The organism is Sorangium sp. So ce1036 (assembly GCF_051369805.1).
In the GTDB taxonomy this organism is placed as follows: Bacteria; Myxococcota_A; Polyangia; order Polyangiales; family Polyangiaceae; genus Sorangium; species Sorangium cellulosum_F.
Genome location: NZ_JBBMOX010000001.1, coordinates 3,847,045 through 3,867,239 on the forward strand (window position 1 = coordinate 3,847,045; position 20,195 = coordinate 3,867,239).

19 protein-coding genes are annotated in these 20,195 nt (G+C 71.3%); 9 read left to right on the top strand and 10 right to left on the bottom strand.

The window, feature by feature from the left end; genetic code table 11:
- Nucleotides 1-189 precede the first annotated feature (189 nt).
- Nucleotides 190-1,155, top strand: a complete 966-nt coding sequence (locus tag WMF31_RS14825; protein ID WP_436602569.1) for a hypothetical protein — start codon at nucleotides 190-192, stop codon at nucleotides 1,153-1,155.
- A gap of 116 nt (nucleotides 1,156-1,271) precedes the next feature.
- On the opposite strand, the gene WMF31_RS14830 is transcribed toward WMF31_RS14825, so the two are convergent.
- On the bottom strand, nucleotides 1,272-2,600 hold the full coding sequence (locus tag WMF31_RS14830; RefSeq protein WP_436602570.1) for a vWA domain-containing protein: 1,329 nt from the start codon (nucleotides 2,598-2,600) through the stop codon (nucleotides 1,272-1,274).
- Nucleotides 2,597-3,955 carry an AAA family ATPase gene (locus WMF31_RS14835; protein WP_436602571.1) on the bottom strand — a complete coding sequence of 453 codons (1,359 nt, stop codon included), beginning with the start codon at nucleotides 3,953-3,955 and terminating at the stop codon, nucleotides 2,597-2,599. The genes WMF31_RS14830 and WMF31_RS14835 overlap by 4 nt, the downstream gene beginning before the upstream one ends.
- A gap of 849 nt (nucleotides 3,956-4,804) precedes the next feature.
- Here WMF31_RS14835 and WMF31_RS14840 point away from each other — a divergent pair.
- The 4 genes from WMF31_RS14840 to WMF31_RS14855 all read left to right on the top strand — a co-directional run bounded on the left by WMF31_RS14840 (nucleotide 4,805) and on the right by WMF31_RS14855 (nucleotide 9,512).
- Complete coding sequence (locus WMF31_RS14840; protein ID WP_436602572.1) at nucleotides 4,805-5,809, top strand: DNRLRE domain-containing protein; 1,005 nt, start codon at nucleotides 4,805-4,807, stop codon at nucleotides 5,807-5,809.
- Between the two features lie 562 nt (nucleotides 5,810-6,371).
- Nucleotides 6,372-7,409, top strand: a complete 1,038-nt coding sequence (locus WMF31_RS14845) for a hypothetical protein (RefSeq protein ID WP_436602573.1) — start codon at nucleotides 6,372-6,374, stop codon at nucleotides 7,407-7,409.
- Between the two features lie 39 nt (nucleotides 7,410-7,448).
- Complete coding sequence (locus tag WMF31_RS14850) at nucleotides 7,449-8,801, top strand: hypothetical protein (protein ID WP_436602574.1); 1,353 nt, start codon at nucleotides 7,449-7,451, stop codon at nucleotides 8,799-8,801.
- Between the two features lie 279 nt (nucleotides 8,802-9,080).
- Complete coding sequence (locus WMF31_RS14855) at nucleotides 9,081-9,512, top strand: DUF6184 family natural product biosynthesis lipoprotein (protein ID WP_436602575.1); 432 nt, start codon at nucleotides 9,081-9,083, stop codon at nucleotides 9,510-9,512.
- 60 nt (nucleotides 9,513-9,572) lie between these two features.
- Here WMF31_RS14855 and WMF31_RS14860 read toward each other — a convergent pair whose 3' ends face one another.
- Both WMF31_RS14860 and WMF31_RS14865 read right to left on the bottom strand, forming a co-directional pair.
- Nucleotides 9,573-9,722, bottom strand: coding sequence for a hypothetical protein (locus WMF31_RS14860; RefSeq protein ID WP_436602576.1), 150 nt, complete (start codon nucleotides 9,720-9,722; stop codon nucleotides 9,573-9,575).
- Between the two features lie 123 nt (nucleotides 9,723-9,845).
- Nucleotides 9,846-10,805, bottom strand: coding sequence for an NAD(P)-dependent alcohol dehydrogenase (locus WMF31_RS14865; RefSeq protein WP_436602577.1), 960 nt, complete (start codon nucleotides 10,803-10,805; stop codon nucleotides 9,846-9,848).
- Nucleotides 10,806-11,144: 339 nt separating this feature from the next.
- Between WMF31_RS14865 and WMF31_RS14870 the strand changes: the two genes are divergently transcribed.
- Nucleotides 11,145-12,209, top strand: coding sequence for a hypothetical protein (locus WMF31_RS14870; protein ID WP_436602578.1), 1,065 nt, complete (start codon nucleotides 11,145-11,147; stop codon nucleotides 12,207-12,209).
- 181 nt (nucleotides 12,210-12,390) lie between these two features.
- Here WMF31_RS14870 and WMF31_RS14875 read toward each other — a convergent pair whose 3' ends face one another.
- The 4 genes from WMF31_RS14875 to WMF31_RS14890 all read right to left on the bottom strand — a co-directional run bounded on the left by WMF31_RS14875 (nucleotide 12,391) and on the right by WMF31_RS14890 (nucleotide 16,203).
- On the bottom strand, nucleotides 12,391-12,969 hold the full coding sequence (locus tag WMF31_RS14875; RefSeq protein ID WP_436602579.1) for a hypothetical protein: 579 nt from the start codon (nucleotides 12,967-12,969) through the stop codon (nucleotides 12,391-12,393).
- An 80-nt stretch (nucleotides 12,970-13,049) separates the two neighbouring features.
- Nucleotides 13,050-14,015 carry a hypothetical protein gene (locus tag WMF31_RS14880; RefSeq protein ID WP_436602580.1) on the bottom strand — a complete coding sequence of 322 codons (966 nt, stop codon included), beginning with the start codon at nucleotides 14,013-14,015 and terminating at the stop codon, nucleotides 13,050-13,052.
- A gap of 211 nt (nucleotides 14,016-14,226) precedes the next feature.
- Nucleotides 14,227-15,285 carry a hypothetical protein gene (locus tag WMF31_RS14885; protein WP_436602581.1) on the bottom strand — a complete coding sequence of 353 codons (1,059 nt, stop codon included), beginning with the start codon at nucleotides 15,283-15,285 and terminating at the stop codon, nucleotides 14,227-14,229.
- A 273-nt stretch (nucleotides 15,286-15,558) separates the two neighbouring features.
- Complete coding sequence (locus WMF31_RS14890; RefSeq protein ID WP_436602582.1) at nucleotides 15,559-16,203, bottom strand: pyridoxamine 5'-phosphate oxidase family protein; 645 nt, start codon at nucleotides 16,201-16,203, stop codon at nucleotides 15,559-15,561.
- A gap of 192 nt (nucleotides 16,204-16,395) precedes the next feature.
- On the opposite strand from WMF31_RS14890, the gene WMF31_RS14895 reads away from it, so the two are divergent.
- From WMF31_RS14895 to WMF31_RS14905, 3 genes are all read left to right on the top strand, one after another.
- Nucleotides 16,396-16,959, top strand: a complete 564-nt coding sequence (locus tag WMF31_RS14895; protein WP_436602583.1) for a GrpB family protein — start codon at nucleotides 16,396-16,398, stop codon at nucleotides 16,957-16,959.
- 236 nt (nucleotides 16,960-17,195) lie between these two features.
- Complete coding sequence (locus tag WMF31_RS14900) at nucleotides 17,196-17,720, top strand: hypothetical protein (protein ID WP_436602584.1); 525 nt, start codon at nucleotides 17,196-17,198, stop codon at nucleotides 17,718-17,720.
- A 50-nt stretch (nucleotides 17,721-17,770) separates the two neighbouring features.
- Nucleotides 17,771-18,778 (top strand): cupin-like domain-containing protein, encoded by a 1,008-nt coding sequence (locus WMF31_RS14905; protein WP_436602585.1) that lies wholly within the window; start codon nucleotides 17,771-17,773, stop codon nucleotides 18,776-18,778.
- Nucleotides 18,779-18,788: 10 nt separating this feature from the next.
- On the opposite strand, the gene WMF31_RS14910 is transcribed toward WMF31_RS14905, so the two are convergent.
- Both WMF31_RS14910 and WMF31_RS14915 read right to left on the bottom strand, forming a co-directional pair.
- On the bottom strand, nucleotides 18,789-19,334 hold the full coding sequence (locus tag WMF31_RS14910; RefSeq protein WP_436602586.1) for a hypothetical protein: 546 nt from the start codon (nucleotides 19,332-19,334) through the stop codon (nucleotides 18,789-18,791).
- Nucleotides 19,335-19,559: 225 nt separating this feature from the next.
- Nucleotides 19,560-20,135, bottom strand: coding sequence for a sigma-70 family RNA polymerase sigma factor (locus WMF31_RS14915; protein ID WP_436602587.1), 576 nt, complete (start codon nucleotides 20,133-20,135; stop codon nucleotides 19,560-19,562).
- Between the last annotated feature and the right edge of the window lie 60 nt (nucleotides 20,136-20,195).

The following is a 20,195-nucleotide window of genomic DNA, read 5'->3' on the forward strand; positions in this document are numbered from 1 at the left end:
CGGCAGGCCGCTGCTGCCGGCGGCGCCGCGCGACGCGGCCAGAGCGGCAGGACGTTGGGCCGGCGAACCATGGAGGGGGGGCATGATGGCCGCCCCTCTCCGCCATGGCGCCGCCACCCCTGAGCTGCCTTTCTCCTCGCGATCTGCCGTCGTTTCGCGTCGGCATGGGGCGTGCTCAAGGCCGGTGTCATGCCGACGCTCGAGCACAACGCCCTCGTCGAGATGTTCCGTGAGCGCCCGGAGCTCGCGCCCCATGTCCTCGCGACGCTCTTCCAGGTCGAGGTGCCGCCGCACGCCTCGGTCGCGGTGGTCGAGTCGTCGCTCGACCAGCTCATCCCCGCGGAGTTCCGCGCGGACCTGGTGCTCGAGCTGCGCGACGCGAACGGCGCGCTCGTGCTGGCGATCGTCCTCGAGGTCCAGCGCGACGTGGACCCGGACAAGAAGTTCTCGTGGCCGACGTACGTCACGGGCGTGCGCGCCAGGAGGCGCTGCGACACGGTCGTCCTCGTGGTCGCGCCGGACGCCGGCGTGGCCGCCTGGGCGGCGGAGAGCATCGACCTCGGCCTGGGCCGAGGTCACGTCGAGCCGCTGGTGCTCGGTCCGGCCGTCGTCCCCGAGATCACCGACCCGGCCGACGCCGAGAAGGAGACGGAGCTCGCCGTGCTGTCGGCGGTGGCGCACGGCAACGGGCCGAACGGGCTCACCGTGCTCCAGGCGGCGCTCGCGGCCCTGGGCCGGCTCGACCAGGAACACGCGATGGTCTATTTTCAGCTCATCTGGGACGGGTTGCGCGAACCCATGCAGCAGGCTCTGGAGGCGTTGATCATGGAACGGCAGATCGAAGGCGCGGCGACTCTCCCCCCGTTCGTGCAGAGGCTCATCGATCGCGGCAAGCTCGAGGGCATGCGAGAGGGCGAGCTCAAGGGCATGCGAGAGGGCAAGCTCGAGGGCATGCGAGAGGGCAAGCTCGAGGGTATGCGCGAGGGCGAGCTCAAGGGCAGGAGGGAAACCCTCCTGCGGTTGCTGGCGCGCTCAGGAATCGTGCTCGCCGAAAACGAGAGCGCGCGCATCCAGGCATGCTCGGACATCGCGACCCTCGACCGCTGGATCGATAACGTCCTCGGGGCGAAGACGGCTACCGAAGTGCTCTCCTGACGGGTGGCGGTTTCGTTCAACAAGGCATTGCCCCTGACGACCTCCGGCCGCGTGTGAACGACAGCGTCGGGCAGAAGAGGAATCCAGGACAGACACTGAGCCCACGCCCTGGCTGATCACACCACCCCGCGTCGCGGCTTCCTCTCGAGCCACGCCCGCTGGCCCCAGGGGCACGCGAACTCCAGCGGCTTCGTCAGGATCCACAGCACCGGCACCGGCGGCGGCGCGGGCGGCGTCGGCCCGGCGCCGTCGGTGAAGTACACCACGCCGGCGACCCGGCGCGCCGAGAGGAACTCCGGCGCGAACACCGGCCGCAGATCCGTGCCGCCGCGGCCGGCCACGTCCCCGAGGCGCCCGCTCCACGGATAGACGCGCCCGATCTCCGTGTCGCACTCGGCCACGGTGATGCTGGCCACCTCGCTCATCGCCTGGAGCTGCCGCGCGATCTCTTCCAGCTCGTCGCGACGCATGCTCATCGACGTGTCGATCGCCACGAGCAGCGACGGTTTCGTGACCGTCCGCGGCGCGTACGTCCTGCCGGGCACCTCGCCGACGCGGCCCGGGAAGCGCCGGTTCGGCCGCGCATACGTGTGCACCGGGGCCCGCTCCCGCGCCACGAACATCCGCAGCGCGGTCTTCCAGTCGAGCGGGCACGCGCGCGGGCCCAGCACGTCGGTGAGCTCCTCGATCAGCCGGCCGGGCGTCTTCCCCGCGACCAGCCGGCCGGGCAGCTCGCGCGGGCTCCCGTCGCCCGCGAGCGCGCTCGCCTCCTCGGCGGCGTGGAGCAGGAGCTGCCGCGTCTGCTCCACCGCGCCCGGCTCCCGCGACGGCCGGCGCAGCACGCGGTGGTCGTCGACCGCCTCGCCGCCCCGCTGCGGGAGCTTGCCCTCGCGCGACGCGCGCACGAGCAGATCGTAGCGCTCGAGCGTGCTCTGGCCGCCGCGCAGGCCGAGCGGGGCGTACGGCTGCCAGCGGATCGGATCGGGCAGCGGCTCCTCGATGTACTCGTTGGCCGACATCTCCAGGGCGAGGTCCATGAGCTCGGGCTCGTCCGCCTCCGCGAACCTGGGGTGACAGAGGTGGCCGAGCGCCACGTGGTGGACCTCGTGCAGGAGCACGCCCCGGAGGTACTCGGGCTCGCGCAGGAACGACTCCACGTTGACGTGGAGGAAGAAGCGGCCCTCGAACAGCGAGACCGCCATGCGCTTGACCGAGGGGTCCGCGACCGGCGCGAGCCGCGCGAGGATCGCCGCATAGCAGGGATACCGCTCCAGAAACCCCGGATCGCGCACGAACGCGTCGAGCCACGCCGCGAGCGCGTCCTCGCGCGCCTCGCCGCCCGCGACCGCCGCCGTTCGCCCGGCCGCCTCCGCGCCGCCGGGGGCCTCGGGCCCCCCGGCCGTTCCCTTCACCCCGCCCCGGCTCGCCGGCGCCTTCGCCTTCATTGCGGCCGTATCGGCGTGACGCCGTGCTTCTTCAGCGTGCCCGCCAGGCGGAGGGCCCAGCGCTCCGGGAGCTGCGTGAGCAGCTGCCCGAGGCACGCCCGCGCCACGTTGCTCCGCCGCACCTCGACGAGCTTCGCCTGCTGGGCGAGGTGCGCCGACAGCGCGGTCACGACCAGGCCCACCCGGTGCTGCCGCAGCGGGTCGGCGCGCCACGCGAGCACCTTCTGCTCGGCGGCGCTGCCGGCGTAGTTCTGGAGCAGCTCCTCGGGGCGCACGTCGATGAGCTGCGTCGCGGTCGCGTTGCCGCCGAGCGCGTCCTGCAGGCGCTCGCGGTGATCGCCGGGCAGATCGGAGAGGAGCGCCTCGAACGCCGCGAGCGACAGCCTCCGCTGCGCGGCCAGCACGCCGACCTCCGGGCCTTCCAGCAGCGGCGCGAGCCGCGTCGTCACCTCGTCGAAGCGGTCGGTCTCCCCGCGCTCGCGCGCCGCCCGGAGCGCCTTGCCCGCGGGCGAGGTCGGGCCGTAGTCGGCGAGCAGGGCGCGCAGGTCGAACGGCAGCCGCGCCGACCAGGTGTCCTTCGACGCGAGCAGGAGCTCGACCCAGCTCGGGGGCAGGTAGCCGCCGAGCGCGTCGCGCAGGAGCACGCCGTCGGCGAGCTCCTCGGGGCGGAGCGCGCCGAGCACGTGCGACGCATAGGTCCAGGTGCGCGGCGGGACCTCCTCCAGGATGCGCTCGTGCGCCTGCGCGAGGGCGATCACGCCCGGGTGGATCCCGTTCACCTGCGCCCAGGCGAGCCACGAGGCCCGGTCGGCGCGGACGTGCAGGTTGAGGAACCGGGCGCGGAGCGCGCGGTCGAGGGGCGTGACCTGGTAGTCGGCGGACTCGGGGTTCACGGCGGCGAAGCAGACCCAGCCGGCGGGCAGCTCGTACTCGTGCAGGCGCCGGGCGCTGAGGAGCTGGAGCGCGGGCTGCTGGATGTACCGCTCCGCCCGGTTCAGCTCCTCCAGCATCAGGATGCCGGCGCCGTCCTGCGGCAGCACCGACGGCGCCGCGTAGACGGTGCGGCCGTCCCGGATGGTCGGCAGGCCCACGAGGTCGGGGGGCTCGAGCAGGCTCAGGTCGAGGACGACGGTGGCGATGCCGAGCCGCTCGGCGAGCTGCCGGACGACCTCGCTCTTGCCGATCCCGGTGGGCCCCTCGAGCAGCACCGGGCGCCGGGCGCGGTAGGCGAGCTCGAGCACGGCCTCGAGCCGCGGCCCGACGGGGATGGGCGTGGAGCGCCCCTCGAGGAGGGGGGCTGAAGCGGCGGCGACCGGTTTGCCCGGCGCGTTGCCATCGGATCTGGGCTTCGTCACGGAATCGGGGGATGGTGCGGCGCGCGAGGCGCGAACGAAAAACCGCCGGGGCGCGGGGGTTTCGAGCGGCTCGGCCCTTCCGTGCCCGGCGGGTTTTCGGCTTTCATGGTGCCGATACGCCCCGTGCTCTAGCAGCCACCGCGCGGCCTGTCATTCGCTACACGACGGGACGGACAGCGGCGCGCTCGGGCGGCAGGGAGCGGCTCCGGCGTGTCCAGAAGCGGCTCCGGCGTGTCCAGGCGCCGTTCAGGGATGCGCAAGCGCGCGGCGACCACCTCCCCGTCCGCCGTGTTTCGGCTTGCCGGGCGCACGATTTCGCCGCCGCGTCGGCTGGCCCGCTGTTTGCTGGATGCTAGAGACCTGAGCCCTCGCGTGCGGCAAGGCGGCGGCGGCGCGTGGCCTGCAACTCTCCGTGCTCGCCCGAACGCGTGTCGGTGACGTCTCCTCGCCCGGTGGCCCCGGCCCACGCCTGCGTCGTCCCGCCGCCGACGCCCGGCTGGAGCGCCACGGCGCCTCGGTGACAGCGTCCCGGGGGGGCCCGCGTCCACCCGATACGCCACGATGCGAGGACCCCTGTCGGCCCTGCTCTCCGCGGACGACCGGATCTCGACCTCGACGAACCGTCCGCTTCTTGCGATCGGCTTTACATCGCGACAGCCATCGCCGATCCTGAGTTGCTTGTTGACATTGCGGCTCGATCCCTGTCCAGTGCGCGGTTGCCGCGGGGGCTTCTGATCGCGATTCTTGGTGATCGGTGTCGCGCGACGCCATCGGTTGATCGGCTCCGGGTGACGGACGGGAGCATCGAGGGATAGATCCACCCTCATGGGTTCTTTGAAGGAGAATGAGATGAAGGAGACGATTGCGACCGCGATCTTCGTGATTCCTGCGATGCTCGGCCTCGCCGGATGCAGCGCGCCCACCACGGCGGAGACGACCGATTTCAGCGGCGAGCCTCGCGAGCAGACCGGGCGGGCCAAGCAGGCGCTCTCGGTGTGCGTGGACGTCCAGCGCGGCCTCTCCGGCAGCACGGTCGAGGACACGTGTCTCGACGCATCGGCGCCGAGCTACTCGGACGGCGCCGCCATTGCGTTCTACACCGGCCTGGGGAACGGCAGCGAGAGGCGCTCGCTGCTCAAGTTCGATCTCGGCTTCATCCCCGCGGGTTCGGTCATCGACTCGGCCACGTTGAAGCTCTATCAAGTCTGGCGGACCGGCGGCGAGAGCACGGTGCGCGTGCACAAGGTCACCGCGCCCTGGTCCGAGGCCACCGCGACGTGGGCGAGCGCCGCCGGCAGCTACGACGCAGCCGTCGTGGCCACGATTCTGGCCCGGAACGAGCTCACCAGCGTCGTCACGGCCGATCTGACGGCGGTCGTTCAGGGCTGGTCCGACGCCGGGGACAACCACGGCATCGCGCTCGAGGAAGACCTGGTCTTGAACACCGAGTTCAGGAGCAGCGACGAGCCGATCGCGGCCAGGCGCCCGATGCTGAGCGTCTGCTACACGGCGCCGACCTGCGATGACGGGATCCAGAACCAGGGGGAGTCCGGCGTCGACTGCGGCGGTCCCTGCGCCGCATGTCCGCCGGTGGGCGTGATGATCACCGAGCCGGGGGAGGCCTACGGGCACCATGGCTCGTGCGACGGCTGGAACGGCTGCGGCGACGCGGCCACGTGCGCTCTCTGGGCGTGCGAGATCAACGGCTACTCCCAGCTCGTGTCGCACGGGGCGGGCGCGCCGTGCACCGAGCTCGACAACTGCCACCTGTTCTTCACCCAGAATGCGATCGAGTGGAGCTGGGGGACCTTCTGCGGGGTCAGCGGCGTCACCGATATCGTCTGCTCCAACTAGCGGGTACACGGCCCGCGCCGCCCGCGGGCGTCGCGCGACGGAGGCGGCGCCGCCGTCCGCGCCGGCGAACGGTCCTGCGGGCATCCGGGCATCAGCATCGCGGCCGCCCGGTCGGGGTTCACGATACCCTGGTCATGCGTCCAGCCGTTCGCCGTGCGCTGCGCCTGGCCGAGGTGCTCTAAGGTCCGACAAATCCGTCCTGAACGTCCGTAAAGCCTGATCATGCGGCGCGCTTGACCGCGGCGGTAGAGGGTAATCCCACGTCCATTTTCTGCTTGCCCGCGGTTTCTTGAGACCACACTATCTCCTGGGATCGGGGGGACCGCGCGAGCGCCTCTGAAACTCCTTCTGCTCGACCCTGCGAACCACAGGCTCTGACGGACGAACATCTCGAGCGATCCGAGCCCGGGGCGAGCGGGCGAGGGATCCTTCCGTGTCCGAGCGAGCACGCCCGCCGGCTCGGGCCGCTCGCGATGTTCGTACGCCCGAGCCCGGGGCGCTCCACGCGCCCGCGTCACTGCGTCGTGTCTCGACAGCCATGCTGTCGATCGGAGGTGCGCCCGTGAAGCCAGCGATCGTCCTGCCGCTCGTCGTCGTGTCGTCGTGCATCGCCTCCGCCGCTGCCGCCACCGAGCAGGCGTGCGGGTACTCCAGCGCCGGCTGGAATGCGCCGAACGGCGCGGCCGTGTTCAGCGCCGGCTCGGGGCCGATCGGCGACGTCCTCAATGCCGTCGGCGAGCTCCGGACGCACTCCATGCTCTCCCATGGTGCCGGCAGGTGGGTGACGCACGCCACGATGAAGCAGCCCACCGAGAACTCCTGGCCTGCGGTCTGCAGCACACCCATCACGCCCAGCGACCTGATAGGCGGCTATCCTGGGCTCGAGCAGGTCAACCAGGGGGGGATCTACCGTTTCCTTCACGGAAGCGGCGGGAGCGGCCCGACCGCGCTGACGTATCAGGTCGGAGATCCGAAGAGGGCCGCGTCGATCGGCGACCACATCTGGTATACCGTGCCTTACTACACCGATCGCTCGAGCGTCGACGGAGGAGCCGAGATCGCGCGACCGCAGATCCGCGGCGGCCGGGTGCCCTACTCATTCTACCAGTACCGCACCACCGAGGGCACCCCGACCGGCGAGCCGGCGTGGAACAACGGCATGGTCTGCTCTACCTTTCTGGCCTACGCGCACTATGCCGACGGCCAGGGCGTCATCCCCCCGTACACGTACAACCACGCCAAGCTCGCCAGCGCGGCCAACGCCCTCCACGCCGGGGTGAGGGGTGACTGCGAGCAGAGCCTGGGGTTCTGGGGCGAGCTCGGCACCTCGATCGTCTGCTTTGCAAGCATCTGCACAGAGGCCGCCGATCAGGTCGCGAACTGCATGGCCTCGCACAGGTGCGACACCAGCAGCAGCAGCCTGTGGAGAGGGGTCCGTGACGACCCGAGCACCGTCGCCGTGTCCATCAGCCCCGACCGCATCGGCGGCTGGAGCGGGCACCCCTGGGGGACGCAAGCCGGCGCGACCGTCTGGTCCGCCGATATCAACCACAATGTCCAGTGGAACTCCGCAGGCAACGTCTACGGGTGCTGGTACTGACGAGAGCGCTTGCGCTCGCGCAGGCGAGGAGCTCAGGCCATGACGACCAAGATCGGCGCGCATCGGTCGAGGGCGCGATGGGCCCTCGTGGCGGTGCTCGCCGCCGCGCTGGGGCTCTTGATCTGGTCCCTCCGCGCTCCCAGGGTCCCCGAGCCCGTTCAGGCGGCGCGGAAGGCGGGCGCGCCCGAGGCGCCGCCGCCGGGCGCGCGGCGCGCGGCGGGCGTCACCGCAGCGCGCACGAGGGCGCCCGCGGCGGATCCGGAGCCGGCGCCCATCATCGACGGGGTCGAGGTCGAGAAGCCGGAGGTGTGCGCCGGCGAGGAGAACCTCATCACCGTGCGCTCCCATACCACGAACGGGACAGATGAGTATCTCCACACCGTCATTGGCAGGCACACGGGGTCGCGGGTGCCGCTCCGCATCTGGCCCGATCAGGACGGCTCGTACGAGATGCCCACCATCTCCGTGTTCGGGCGGAACAACGTGGTGCGCCAGGTCGAGGTCCCGCGGTACAAGGTCAACGACTGCAAGCCGGAGCGGATCGTCGCCATCACCCAGAGGCTCCTGCCCAACACGGCCGCCGAGTACGAGCTCACGGCGCGGATCCTCGACGTCGGGGTCAAGGACGATCCGCACGCGAGGCCGTTCAAGCCAGCGAGCTATGCCTGGGTGTTCGACGACGGCGAATCGGAGAGCACGAGGGCGCCGTTCGTGACGCACAGCTACGAGCGCCGTCCACAGACCACGCTCGTCTCCGAGTTTCTGATCCGGGTGGAGGTCCGGGGCGAGGCGGGCGAGAAGCTCACCGGCCGCGCCCTGCTCCAGATCCCGAACATCGTCTTTCAGAACCTCACCGAGCGGGGGATCGTGACCCTCATGGCGACGCCGACGCCTCGCTTTCCCCGGCAGGACGGCGACGGCGTGGTCCGGCAGGCGTTCCGCCTCTGGCATCACGGCGACGCGCCGGTCCGGATCGATTCGGTCTCGGCGGTGCGGCACTACATGTCGGCGAGGGACAGCTCACCGCGCGAGGAGGTCTCGCTCGGCCTGGTCGAGATCCCGCCGGGGCAGGGGGTCGATGTGGAGGTGAGCTTCGACGCGGTGAGCGAGCCGGATGTCTTCACGATCACGTACTTCCTCGAGGGAGAGACGGCGGAGGGGGGAGCGGCGCGCGGGACGTTCTCGCTCATGAAGCCGCCGCCCATGCCCACCAGGGAGTCGAGCATCCCGGTCACGGAGCCCGTCCTCCTCGCCAAGATCAAGCGGGCGCGGGAGCTCCTCGCGCGGGAGTTCGTCACCGACGAGGACATCTGGCGACTGGAGCGAGAGGGGAAGATGGCCGATCTCGACGGCTCGCCGCCGCGTACGCGAGAGGGGGACGGGCCGCCCTGATGGGCCGCGTCGGCGCGTAAACCCTCCTGGGACGCGCGCGCACGCACCGTCGCAATCTGCCACAAGCGTGCGCCTGGCGCGTGGCCGCGCGCCGGAGCGGACACGTGCGATCCGCGGCGCAGCGCGCCTCCGAGCGTCCGTGGAAGCGGCGCAGAGCGCCCTGGCATGGCCGGTGCTTGAGGCGTCGTGCGTGGTAGCGAGCCCGCGGCGCATGGCTGCGAAGCGGGCCACGCGTGAGGCCGCCATCAGACACCCTGGCGAGCTGCGAGAGAGGAAACGATGATGCAAAAGTGTCTCTGGGCTTCTTTGGCTACGACGATCTTCCTGGTTGGGGCCGCCGGCTGTGACGATGCCGCGGACACGGTGAACGACGCGCTGCCCGGCGAGGCGTCGCGCGAGGCGCGCATAACGCAGATCGCCGAGGCGGCGTGCGACAGGTACGCCGACACCGAGGCGGGCTGCCCCGGTTACGGCGCCGGCGACGAGCAGACCTATGCAACGGAAGGGGACTGCCAGCGCGATTTCGAGGAGCGCGCGGCCAACCTCTGGCCCGCGAGCGAGTGCGGCTCGGGACAGATCAACGAGAGCCGCTACGACGTCTGCGAAGAGCGCGCAAAGGCGGTCGCCTGCTCCGAGAGCATCTTCGACGCGATCGCCGCGCTGGACGAGTGCAGCGCCGAGAGCGTGTGCACGGATCCCGCCGACGAGTGACGCCGCCTCCTCGGCGGGGCTGCTGGTGTGCCGGCAGCCCGCCGAGGCTCCGTCCCCGCGTCACCGGATCTCCCACGGCCGGCTGGTCCGCTTCGGGCGCGTAAGGACGCGCAGGAGCGAGGCGCGGAGCGGCGTGTCGTACGCGAGCGCGCGGCGCTCGCTGAGCCACTGCGGCCCGACCTCCCGCAGTCGTGCTAGAGCACCGATCATGTTGAACAAGCGAGAGCTCAACCGCCAAGGCGCCAAGGACGCCAAGGAGAGAACCAGTTCTTGGCGGCGCCTTGGCGGTTCGAGTTTCTGCACTTTTCAGGCGGTTTCAACCCGTTAGTCGCCCTAGAGTTTCAGCAGGACGCTGCCTGTCTTCTGTCCGGAAGCCACGTAGGTATAGGCCTCCCGGATTGTATCGAGGGTGAAGGTGCGATCGGTCACGGGCCGAAAATGGCGCCCGGCGGCGAGCGGGCCCATGGCCTCGAGGAACCTCTTGCGGTCGATCGGGATCGGGAAGATGACCCTCTTTTTCCTGAGAGCGGGGGTGACGAGCGCCAGGAGCACGTTCTGACAGCCGGGGCCGAGCTCCGTGGAGACGTACACCCCGTCGGGCGCCAGCAGGTGCTTGCAGGCACCAAACGTGCTCTTTCCCACCGCGTCGAAGATGTAGTCGTAGACCCGGTCGTCCGTGGTGAAATCCGTTTGCTCGTAGTCAATGACGCGGTGAGCGCCCAGCGACCTCAACAGGCCGAGGTTCCTGGTGTTTCCCACCGCGGTGACCGTGGCGCCGCGGTGGACCGAGAGCTGGAGCAACGCGGACCCGATCGCCCCCGTGGCTCCGTTGATGAGGACGCGCTTACCCTCCCCGAGCTCGACCTTGTCGACGACGCTGTAGGCATACCAGCCGCCCTCGAGGCAGGCCGCGGCGTCCTCGAAGCTCAGGCCGGCGGGCATGGGCGCGACCGCGTCGTCCTTCGAGATGACGAGGTACTCTGCGTGAGACCTCGCCCCCATATCGTTGATTCCCCAGACGCTGTCACCCACCCGAAAGTGGCTCACCCGCGCGCCGACCGCCTCCACCCGGCCCGCGAAGTCGGTGCCCAGGGTCATGATCCTGGGCCTGCGAAGACCCGTCGTGAGGCGCATGATGGGCGGTCGGGCCGCGAGCAACGCGCAGTCGGTGCGGCTCACCGTGGCTGCGTGAACCTTGACCAGCAGCTCATCGTCCGCGGGCGTGGGCACCGCGACATCTCGGACATGAACGACGTCGGGCGAACCATACTGCTCCCGCTGGGCGGCCCTCATGGATGCGCGATATCAGGGCTTGCCGACGGCGACAAGCAGGATAGCGGATGCTCGCCCCCAGCGGGCGCGCAGGCGAAGCGAGCCCGATCGCAGGGCGAGGAGGCGCCGAGGCGTCAGCAAGTTTCAGTGATTCTAAGCAAGTGTCGTGCCAATTTGGTTCGACGCCGCTCCCCGAGCATCGCGCGTGCGTCCGCGTGCACGTGTCGCTGGCCCGACGGCCAGAATGCGAATACCTTCCGCCGCGCGCAACGGCACGAGTCCCATCCCGCCCCCCGGGATGCGCGGCTTCGGTGCGTGTCGGGGCACTTTCTCGTCATGTTCTGTACAATGGAGGATCGGGTGAATCGCAGCTACTGGGTGAATCGCAGCTACTGTACGATGTTCGCTCTCGCCATCGCGGCGCTCGCGCTCCCCCGGGCTGCAGCGGCGGATGAGACGGCCGAGCTTGAGGCCCCGAAGCAGGAGTATGTCATCACGCCGACGGAGAGCGACGGGCGGCGGCAAGGCCTCGACTGGCAGCTGAGCAGCGGGGCGACGATCAGCTTCACCAACAATGCGTCGGTCGTCGGGCAACCGGACGGCTCGACGCTCATCCTCGGAATTAAGCTGGACGGGCTCTTCAGCTACAACCACGCCGAGCACGAGTGGAGGAACACCGTCGCCCTGGGCGCGGGCGTCGCGCGGACCCCGCTCATCGATGAGCTCGTGAAGTCGCGCGACGCGCTCAGCGTCGAGAGCATCTATCTTTATCACCTCATCCCCACGCTCGGCCCGTTCGCGCGCCTCGTCCTGGAGACGACGGTGTTCCGCGGCGCCGACGTGCGGCCGGAGCCGGCGACGTACCTCATCCAGCGCCGTGACGGCACGACGGACACGCGCGCCGGCGACCGGCTCGCGCTGACCAGCCCGTTCCAGCCGCTCATGCTGAAGCAGTCGCTCGGCGCCTTCTACCGCCCCGTCACGCAGGACGCGGTGAACGTCGAGCTCCGCGCCGGCGCCGGAGGCCGCGAGACGGTCGCGAGGGGCGAGCTGGCGATCTCCGACGACGCGAGTACGCCCACGATCGAGGTCTCCGAGCTCGATAACGTGTACCAGCTCGGCGCCGAGGTGACGGCCGAAGCCTGGGGCGCGCTCTCCGAGAAGCGGGTGCTCTACCGCGCCAGCGCGGAGGCCATGATCCCCATCGCCCGCAGCGCCCTCCCTCCCGGCGACGATCGGGGCGCGCTCGAGCTCACCAACATCGCCCTCGTGGGCGCGCTCTCGTTCAAGCTCGTCGAGTGGGCGTCTCTCGACTACGAGCTCCGGGCGGTCCGGGAGCCTCAGCTCATCGACAGGTTCCAGGTGCAGAACAACCTCCTGCTCACCTTCGGCGTCAGCACGGGAAACCTGCCTCCGGCGAAGTGACGCCACCTGCCCCGCTTGAAGGTGTGGCGTCGAGGAGCTCTCCGGCGGGAGGTGCGGCCCCTTGGGGGCTCACCGGAGCGGCTGAAGTGCAGGCGAGCCACAAAAGGGGCTCGCCGGAACGCAAGCCCCGGAGGTGAGCCCCCAAGGGGCCGCACCTCCCGCCGGCGCGGCCAGCAGCCGCTCACATGCCGAGCAGCAGCGCCAGCGTGGCCGCGCGGGCGGCGTCGCTCCACGAGGGCAGCGCGCGGGGCAGGAGGACGGTCACCCGGTGGGGCTGGTCTCCGCAGCGGCGCGATCCCTCGTAGACCCGTCCCACCCGGGTGAGCTCGTAGCTGCAGCGACCGATGACGCCGGTGAGCTGCCGCTCGTCCAGCCGGTAATCGGAGAGGTCGCCGGCCACGAGGCCGCGCGCGCGCAGCCCCGTGTCCGCCCGGGTGACCGAGAGAGCCAGCGGCGCGGCGCCGACGACGCCGGTCGCGCCCTGGTCGTCCGCGGTGACGCTCACGGTGCGGCCGAAGGCGATGCCCCGGATCGCGCGCCCGGCGCGCCCGTCGTCCCGATCGTGCAGGCTCAGGCTCACGTCCGGGCCAAGGACACGCTCAGGCTCGAAATCGGCGCTGACGAGCTCGCCCCGGGCCGTGAGCACGATGAGCTCGCTCGGCCCGGCGGCGCTGAAGATGTCGTCGTGCGCCGGAGCCCCCGCCTCCGGAGCCGGCCCGCACCCGGCGAGCGCCAGAGAGAGCACAGGGAGCAGCCTCATCCACATCACGACCTCGATCCACGGTCCATCGGGCACACCCACCATGCCACTGGACACACCCAGCGTGACACCTGGGCGCCTCAGCGGAGCGGCTCGACCGGAGCGCACGTCGAGACGCCAGCGCCGACGATGCGGAATCCGATGTTGGTCATGTAGGAGGGGTCGATGGATCCGTCCGACGGCCGATAGCGAGTCACGTTCGTCGTCCGGGACGGGAACTCCGCCTGGCTCGGGGCGGTGTAGACGTAGAAGTCCCCACCCCAGAACGAGAACGCCCACGCGCTCGGGGTCTCGATGCCGGGCAGGGGCGTGGACGAGAGGATCTCGCCGGTGCCCTTGCCGAGCTCCGCGAGCTGGACCGGCGATGTGGTGAAGAAGCCGAAGAGCCGTCCGTCTCCGGTGCCGGTGAGCTCCGCGTAGGCGCCGCGGAGCGAGCCGCTGAACTCGCCGAGCGGCGTGATCGACGTGCCGTCGAGCCTGCCGAGCCCCAGGCTCTGCCCGGTCACGGCGCTGGCCACGAAGAGCTGCTCCGCCGAGGGGTTCGAGGCGTCGCTCGAGAAGCCCATGCCGAGCCGGGACCAGCCGCCCCGGAGCGCGATGGAGGTGGGCTCGCAGCGCGCGTCCTCGGTGCTGACCTTGAACAGCGTCCCGGCGACATCGCCATCGGCGTCCGCCTCCACGTAGTTGACCCATGCGACCGCGTCGCGGTCGATCGCCATCGAGTTCGGCTCCATGGCGGTCGGGCAGTCGAGCCGTCCGACCCGCGTGAGCTCCTTGCGATCGGGCCTGAAGCTGTAGAGCTCGTTGTCCTGCGAGAGCACGTACACGAGCGCCGCTCGCTCGCTGCACCCGCCGTCCGCGCCCCCGCCGCTCCCGCTGCCGCCGACCCCGACGGCGAACGTATCGTCCAGGTCGCCCGCCCCGCCCGTGCCACCCACGCCATCCACGCCGCCCCCGCCGTCGCCCGGCGGCCGTGTTCCGCCCTCGGACGCGCTGCAGCCGCCCGCAGCGAGCGCGAGCAACAAGCCCCATCGTGCGATCTGCATGGCTGCCCCTTCACGTGAGCTCGTCCCCTCGCGCTCACGTGATCCCTTTATACCGCGAAGCGCACGGCCAGCAGCCCGATTCGCCGGAAGAGCTCGGCGCCGGGCAGCGGGCCGTCTCCAGCGCTCTGTGGGCAGCGCAGCAGCGCGGAAGCGCGGCGTGCTCGGCCGCGCGGAACGGTCGATGCGGCGTGAGCCGCGGCGGACGAGGCCGTCAGTGAAGGACGGGGACCTCGTTCGGCAGGCAGCAGAAATACGCGGGATCCTCCGGCGTTACCGCGCCCGTCGGAGCTCCACCGCTCGGGGCGCACGCGCCTGGCTCGTCCTCGATCCACTGCGCGTCCCAGCTCGCCAGCCGTATGTCCGGCCCCGTCACGCACCCGGGCCTGGCCAGCGTCACCGTCTCCGCGCCGAGGAGCCGCGCGCAGCCGCCGTCCTCGTAGGCCGACACGAGCGCGGTGCACGCGCTGCCCTCGGCCGGGCCGCACGCGCACGGCGTGCAGCCGCGCGTGTCGTCGACGCCCCGGTGAAACTCGTGCAGCTCGGGGTACTCCTCGGGGCAGCGCGGGACGCCCTTGCGGAGATAAAGCACGCACATCGAGAACTCCTCCGGCTGCGGCACGGGGGACGCGATGCACATCAGGGAGGGATCTCGGCAGGTGTGCTTCGCCTCGGAGCCGCCGCAGCCGCGCGCCCGCCGGCCCCAGGGCGCCGGCAGCCCGAGCGGCTCGGCCGCCGGATCGAGCGTCGGCTCGCACGCGCTCACGGTCGGCGCCGGGATGAGCAGCGAGCCGAGCGCGCCCGAGGGCACGGCGGCGGGCGCCGTGCACGCGCCGGCCCAGCCCGGAGGGGCGCTGAACGACGTGGGATCCTGCCCGTCGCACGCCGGGGACGCGCTCCCCGTCAGGGCCGATGGCAGCTCGCACGAGGGCGCGGCGCACCGGCACGACGGACACGCGTGCTCGCCGGTGAAGCCGCCGTAGCCGTCGAACACGATCTCCGGGGCCTCCGCCGGGCACTCGGGCACGTCCGCCTCGTCGCTCGCGTCGCCCATCCAGAGCAGGATGGGATCGGCGAAGCCGAGGGGCGGTATCTCCATGCAGCCGCCCCTGCACACCTCGCAACGGTCATCACACTCGAAGGGGTCCAGGCCGTAGCACAGCATGTCGCAGTCGGACACGTCGACCATTCCGCCCGTCCAGCAGCCGGCGAAACTCCCGAGGACCGCGACGGCGAGCGCGATGGCAACTCGATGCTTCTTCTTCTTGCTCATGGATCTTCCCTGGCGTTGCTCCGGTCCGCGCTCGGACAGGATGCCACCGCGCGGCGCCGGCTCCCGCCGCGCCGCCTCTCCGACCCCGCTGCTGGCTCGAGCACGCGGACGAGGCGGCCCACCCGGGGCGCGCCACGCCAGCGTCGAGCCGGAGCAGAGGAGCTCACGCAGGCCGATTTCCTACCCGGACTCGCCAGGAGTGGGAAGCCCGATCTGGGGGCGGCCTCGATGAATGCAGCGCACGCTGCCATTCCGGTTGGCCGGACGAAATTCTCAGATCTTGTTGCGAGGCGGAGGCCTGACGAGATCCTGGGCGGCCTCGGGTCGGCCGTCCACGGCCGCGCCGGATCGCACCGGAGCTTCCGCCTCGGGGGGCGCAGGCAGGCCTGGCAGGCCGTCGATGCTGGTCGCGTTCCTCTCGAGCTGGTACTGCGCGATGCCCTCGGGGCCCTTGCGATCGGCCCATTTCATCAACGTGTCGCGCTCGCCCTCGTAGGCCATGAACGGCACGGCGTAGCCGCACGAGGTCGCGACGCGCTCGAGCTCGACGCGGATCACCGCCCGAACGCCCTTTGGCGGCGCAAAGAGGCCCACCAGCGCGTCGAAGCGCGGATCGGCGGGGAAGATGGGCTCGCCGCGGCCATAGAGGCGCACGATGCTGGGCGGGCCGATGAAGGCGCAGAACATCAGCGTGATCCGGCCGTTGTCGCGCAGGTGCGCGATGGTCTCGACGCCGCTGCCGGTCAGGTCGAGGTAGGCCACGGTCCGAGGGTCGAGGATGCGGAAGGTGTCGTGTCCTTTCGGCGACACGTTGACGTGTCCGCCGCTGCCCGAGGGCGCGGAGGCGACGAAGAACAGGTGCTGCTCGGCGAGGAAGCCGGTGAGGTGCTCGTTCAGCTCGGAGAAGGTGCGGCCCATGGCGTCTCTTCTAGAGCACCGAACAGGTTGAAACCACGAGGAAATGAGAGGGACTCGAGCCACAGAGGCAAAGTGGGCACAGAGAGAAGATTCTTTCTTTCTCTCCTCTGTGCCCTCTGTGTCTCTGTGGTTGCTTGTCGGAGCTCAGCGCGATCGGTACTCTAGGTTATCAGTTCCGGGAGGACCCCGCCCATGACCGCATCTTCACAGACGCCCGCGCCGGACATCCTCGTCGTGCCCCACGATCCGGCGTGGCCCGAGAGGTGTGGCGCAGAGCGCGAGGCGCTGCTCGGGGCGACCGGCTCGCTCCTCGTCGCGATCGAGCACATCGGGAGCACGGCCGTCCCCGGGCTGGAGGCCAAGCCGGTGATCGACATCATGGCCGCCGTGCTGCGGCTGGCCGACGCCTCCGCGGCGCTCGGGCGCCTCGGCGAGATCGGGTACCAGCTCACGCCGACAGGGATGCGCGATCGCCTCTTCCTCCGCAAGCGCACGCCAGGCGATGCCTGCGCCTTCCACCTGCACATCGTCGGGCAGGCGACCTGGCACGAGCGAAACGAGCGGCTGCTCCGCGATCACCTCCGGGCGCATCCGGAGGACGCGCGCGCCTACGGCGCGCTGAAGCAGCGGCTCGCCCGCGAGCACCGCCGCGACGGCCTGGCGTACACGAAGGCCAAGACGGCGCTCATCCAGTCGATCGTGGATCGCGCCCGGGACGCGCGCGGGCTGCCGCGGGTCGACGTGTGGGAGGACTGAGGCCGAGGGCTCCGGCCCCGGGACGACGAGGCGGGCGACCTGGCCACAGGCTCACGCGCGCTGCGCTCGATGCGCGAAATCGATCGCGCGGCGGTCTCTCGGACGGTGGGCCATTCTGGGCCAGAGGGGAAGGGGGGTTACCGGGGTGCGATCGCTGCGGAGGACGAGATCTCGAGCGGCATCTCGATGGTGGAGCGCTGGCACATGTCCTGCAGGTCATGGTGTCGGAGGTTCTCATGTCGCGTATCTCACGCTCCGACGACGCTGACCTGCTGTCGCCGCGGCCCACGCCGCCGCCGCAGACGGCAGCCCTGATCCGGGGGGTGTCCCGCGCTGCCGCTGCGACCGTCGCGATCCTCGCGATCTCGTGCAGCGCGCCGGGCGTCGGGCAGGAAGGGAAGGAGGGGGATCCCGTTACCACCCAGGATCCGGAGGAAGAGGCCCGTGGCGGAGGAGATCCGATCCCGCCGATGCCGCCGCCGCGAGACGAAGAGGGCGAGATCATTCCGCCGATGCCGCCGCCGGATGAGGGAGAGGGGTGCGAGATCATCCCGCCGATGCCGCCGCCGGATGAGGGAGAGGGGTGCGAGATCATCCCGCCGATGCCGCCGCCGGATGAGGAGGAGGGCGAGATCATCCCGCCGATGCCGCCGCCGGATGAGGAGGAGGGCGAGATCATCCCGCCGATGCCGCCGCCGGATGAGGAGGAGGGCGAGATCATCCCGCCGATGCCTCCCCCCGTGCCTCCCCCGTGCGAGTGATACGGTCGCTGGTCGCGCCGGCGCCTCCCCCGGCGCCATGAGGTCTGACGATGGGCGAACAGGATCGCGAGCTGGAAGTCGCTCCCGCGTGGTGGCGCTGGGCCACCGAGAACCTCTTGCGCGGCGTGCCCGAGGGGCAGATCGTCGAGCGGCTCCAGGCCGCGGGCGTGGGCCGCGCGCGAGCCAGCGAGCTCCTCTCCGCGATCGTGCGATCGCCCATCTTCGCCGCCGCCCGGCCGTTCGCCCGGGCCGCGCGGCAGCACGAGATGCTGGCCCGGCTGCAACAGCGAATGGCGCGCGCCGCGTGCGACCCGGCGGGCATCCCACGGCGCTCCGGCGTGTCCGCCGCCGAGCTCCGGGACGTCTTCATCGCCGGGAACATCCCGGTGATCCTCACCGACGTCGTGACCCGCTGGCCCGCGTTCGGCCGGTGGACCCCGGCCTACCTCGCCGAGCACTTCGGCGACGTCGTGGTGGACGTCACGACGGGACGCGAGGGCGACCCCGACTACGACATGCACGCGGAGCGACATACGCAGAGCACCTCGCTGCGCGACTTCGTCGCGCGCATCGAGGCCGCGCGCGCCGGGACGAACGACTTCTACATGGTCGCCAGGAACCGCGTCCTCGAGCGGACCAGGCTCGGCGCGCTGCTCGACGACGTGGCGCTCCCGGAGGGCTATTGCGCCATGCAGCGGGCCCTGGGCAGCTCGGCGCTGTGGCTCGGCCCCGCCGGGACCGTCACGCCCCTGCATCACGACACGTCCAACATCCTCTTCGGCCAGGTGTACGGCCGGAAGCGCTATCGCATGATCGCGCCGTTCGAGACGTCGCTGTTCGAGGGGGCGCGCGCGATGTACGCGGGCCGCGATCCGGAGCAGGGGTCGATGGAGCCGGTGCTCGTGAAGGACGTGGTGCTCGAGCCGGGCGAGGCGCTCTTCATCCCGGTCGGCTGGTGGCACCACGTCCGCGCGCTCGACGTCAGCATCAGCCTCGGGATCAACAGCTTCCCGTTCCCCAACAACCTCGACTGGTACCGCCCGGGCAAGGTCGCGTAGCGCCGCGGGCTCAGGCGAGGCCCGGCCGCGCGAAGCGGATGGCGACCGGGCGCAGCCCGAGCACGACGTGCGCGAGCGCCGTGAGCACGGCGCCGGGCAAGAGGTTCAGCGCGATGGTGCGCGACAGCTCCGGGAGCGCGGCGTCGAGGAGCACGGGCGCGTCGAGCGACCAGGCGGCGGCGGGGCGCGCGGCGAGGACGAGCGCGACCGAGGCGGCGTTGAGCGCGGTGAGCCCGACGTGGAGCGCGTACTCGCGCGGGGTCAGCCCGCCGAGGCTCGCGCGGGCGTCCCGCTCCTCGAGCACGTCGAGCACGGCGACGACGAAGGAGGCGGCGAGGGCGCCCACGCCGGCCCAGAGGAGGAGCCCGGCGCTCGGGGCGACGTAAAGCGTGCCCACGACGATCGTGAAGAGCACGGTGTGGATCGTGTGCAGGTGGTGCTCGCGGCGCGAGGCTTCATGAGCAAAGAGGCGGTATTTCCAGAGGTGCAGATAGATCCCGTCGATCGCGCCGGCGACGGCGTAAACGGCGAGCAGGATGGATGCGATCTCGTTCATGTCGGTGATCTCCGCCGGTGAAGACGGGGGTCGGGCGACGAGGACGCCGGAAATCGACCGCCGGAGATCGGAGGATCGCTCGGGCAGGCGTGGACGTCCGGACAGGGTGCTCGTGGGGCGGGAGAGGGACCGCGGTCCGTGTGGGGGGAATCAGGGGTGCGGCAGGCCCTCTGGCGAGGGGGCCCGTGGGGCGGCGCGGCGCGAGCGCCGGCCGCGCGCGGCGCGTCAGCCGCAGGAGCAGCGGGACGGGTTGCCCGGGATGCGCGGCACGCAGTCGATGACGTGCCCGCGCGCGTCCAGGGCCACCTCGCAGCACTGCTCCACGAGCGCGCGCAGCTTCTCCCGGCCGCGCTGGACACGGGACTTCATCGCGGGGAGCGAGATCCCGAGCATGTCGGCCGCGGCCTTCTGGGAGAGGCCTTCGAGCTCGGTGAGCGTGAGGGCCTCGCGGTAGGGCGTCGGGAGCATGGCGACGAGCGGGCCGATCGCCAGGGCGAGCAGCTCGGCGGCCCCGCCCTCGCCGCGCGGGGGCTCGGCCTCCGGCTCGGGGACGTCGCCGTCAGCCAGCACGTGCCGCGCGCGGGCCCGGTGGTGCTCGGCGATGGCGCTCCGGGCGACCTGGTAGACCCAGGGGCCGAAGCGCTCGTCGTCGCGCAGCCCACCCACGCCCCGCTGCATGCGCAGGAACACGTCCTGCACGACGTCGTCGACGTCGGCGGGGGTGGGGACGCGGCGCACGATGAAGGGACGGAGGCGCGCCTCGAGCTCTTGCCAGGCGCCGCGCGCGTTCGCGTCGATCATGCCCGGGGCTCCTCGCGGGTCGGATCGGTGGTTCGGTCGGTCATCTCGGGTCTCCTCCCC

Bases quoted from the DNA above. Each gene is read 5' to 3' on its own strand.
- WMF31_RS14825 (WP_436602569.1), top strand. From the start codon at position 190: ATGCCGACGCTCGAGCACAACGCCCTCGTCGAGATGTTCCGTGAGCGC.
- WMF31_RS14830 (WP_436602570.1), bottom strand. From the start codon at position 2,600: ATGAAGGCGAAGGCGCCGGCGAGCCGGGGCGGGGTGAAGGGAACGGCC.
- WMF31_RS14840 (WP_436602572.1), top strand. From the start codon at position 4,805: ATGAAGGAGACGATTGCGACCGCGATCTTCGTGATTCCTGCGATGCTC.
- WMF31_RS14850 (WP_436602574.1), top strand. From the start codon at position 7,449: ATGACGACCAAGATCGGCGCGCATCGGTCGAGGGCGCGATGGGCCCTC.
- WMF31_RS14855 (WP_436602575.1), top strand. From the start codon at position 9,081: ATGATGCAAAAGTGTCTCTGGGCTTCTTTGGCTACGACGATCTTCCTG.
- WMF31_RS14860 (WP_436602576.1), bottom strand. From the start codon at position 9,722: ATGATCGGTGCTCTAGCACGACTGCGGGAGGTCGGGCCGCAGTGGCTC.
- WMF31_RS14865 (WP_436602577.1), bottom strand. From the start codon at position 10,805: ATGAGGGCCGCCCAGCGGGAGCAGTATGGTTCGCCCGACGTCGTTCAT.
- WMF31_RS14875 (WP_436602579.1), bottom strand. From the start codon at position 12,969: ATGAGGCTGCTCCCTGTGCTCTCTCTGGCGCTCGCCGGGTGCGGGCCG.
- WMF31_RS14880 (WP_436602580.1), bottom strand. From the start codon at position 14,015: ATGCAGATCGCACGATGGGGCTTGTTGCTCGCGCTCGCTGCGGGCGGC.
- WMF31_RS14885 (WP_436602581.1), bottom strand. From the start codon at position 15,285: ATGAGCAAGAAGAAGAAGCATCGAGTTGCCATCGCGCTCGCCGTCGCG.
- WMF31_RS14890 (WP_436602582.1), bottom strand. From the start codon at position 16,203: ATGGGCCGCACCTTCTCCGAGCTGAACGAGCACCTCACCGGCTTCCTC.
- WMF31_RS14895 (WP_436602583.1), top strand. From the start codon at position 16,396: ATGACCGCATCTTCACAGACGCCCGCGCCGGACATCCTCGTCGTGCCC.
- WMF31_RS14900 (WP_436602584.1), top strand. From the start codon at position 17,196: ATGTCGCGTATCTCACGCTCCGACGACGCTGACCTGCTGTCGCCGCGG.
- WMF31_RS14905 (WP_436602585.1), top strand. From the start codon at position 17,771: ATGGGCGAACAGGATCGCGAGCTGGAAGTCGCTCCCGCGTGGTGGCGC.
- WMF31_RS14910 (WP_436602586.1), bottom strand. From the start codon at position 19,334: ATGAACGAGATCGCATCCATCCTGCTCGCCGTTTACGCCGTCGCCGGC.
- WMF31_RS14915 (WP_436602587.1), bottom strand. From the start codon at position 20,135: ATGATCGACGCGAACGCGCGCGGCGCCTGGCAAGAGCTCGAGGCGCGC.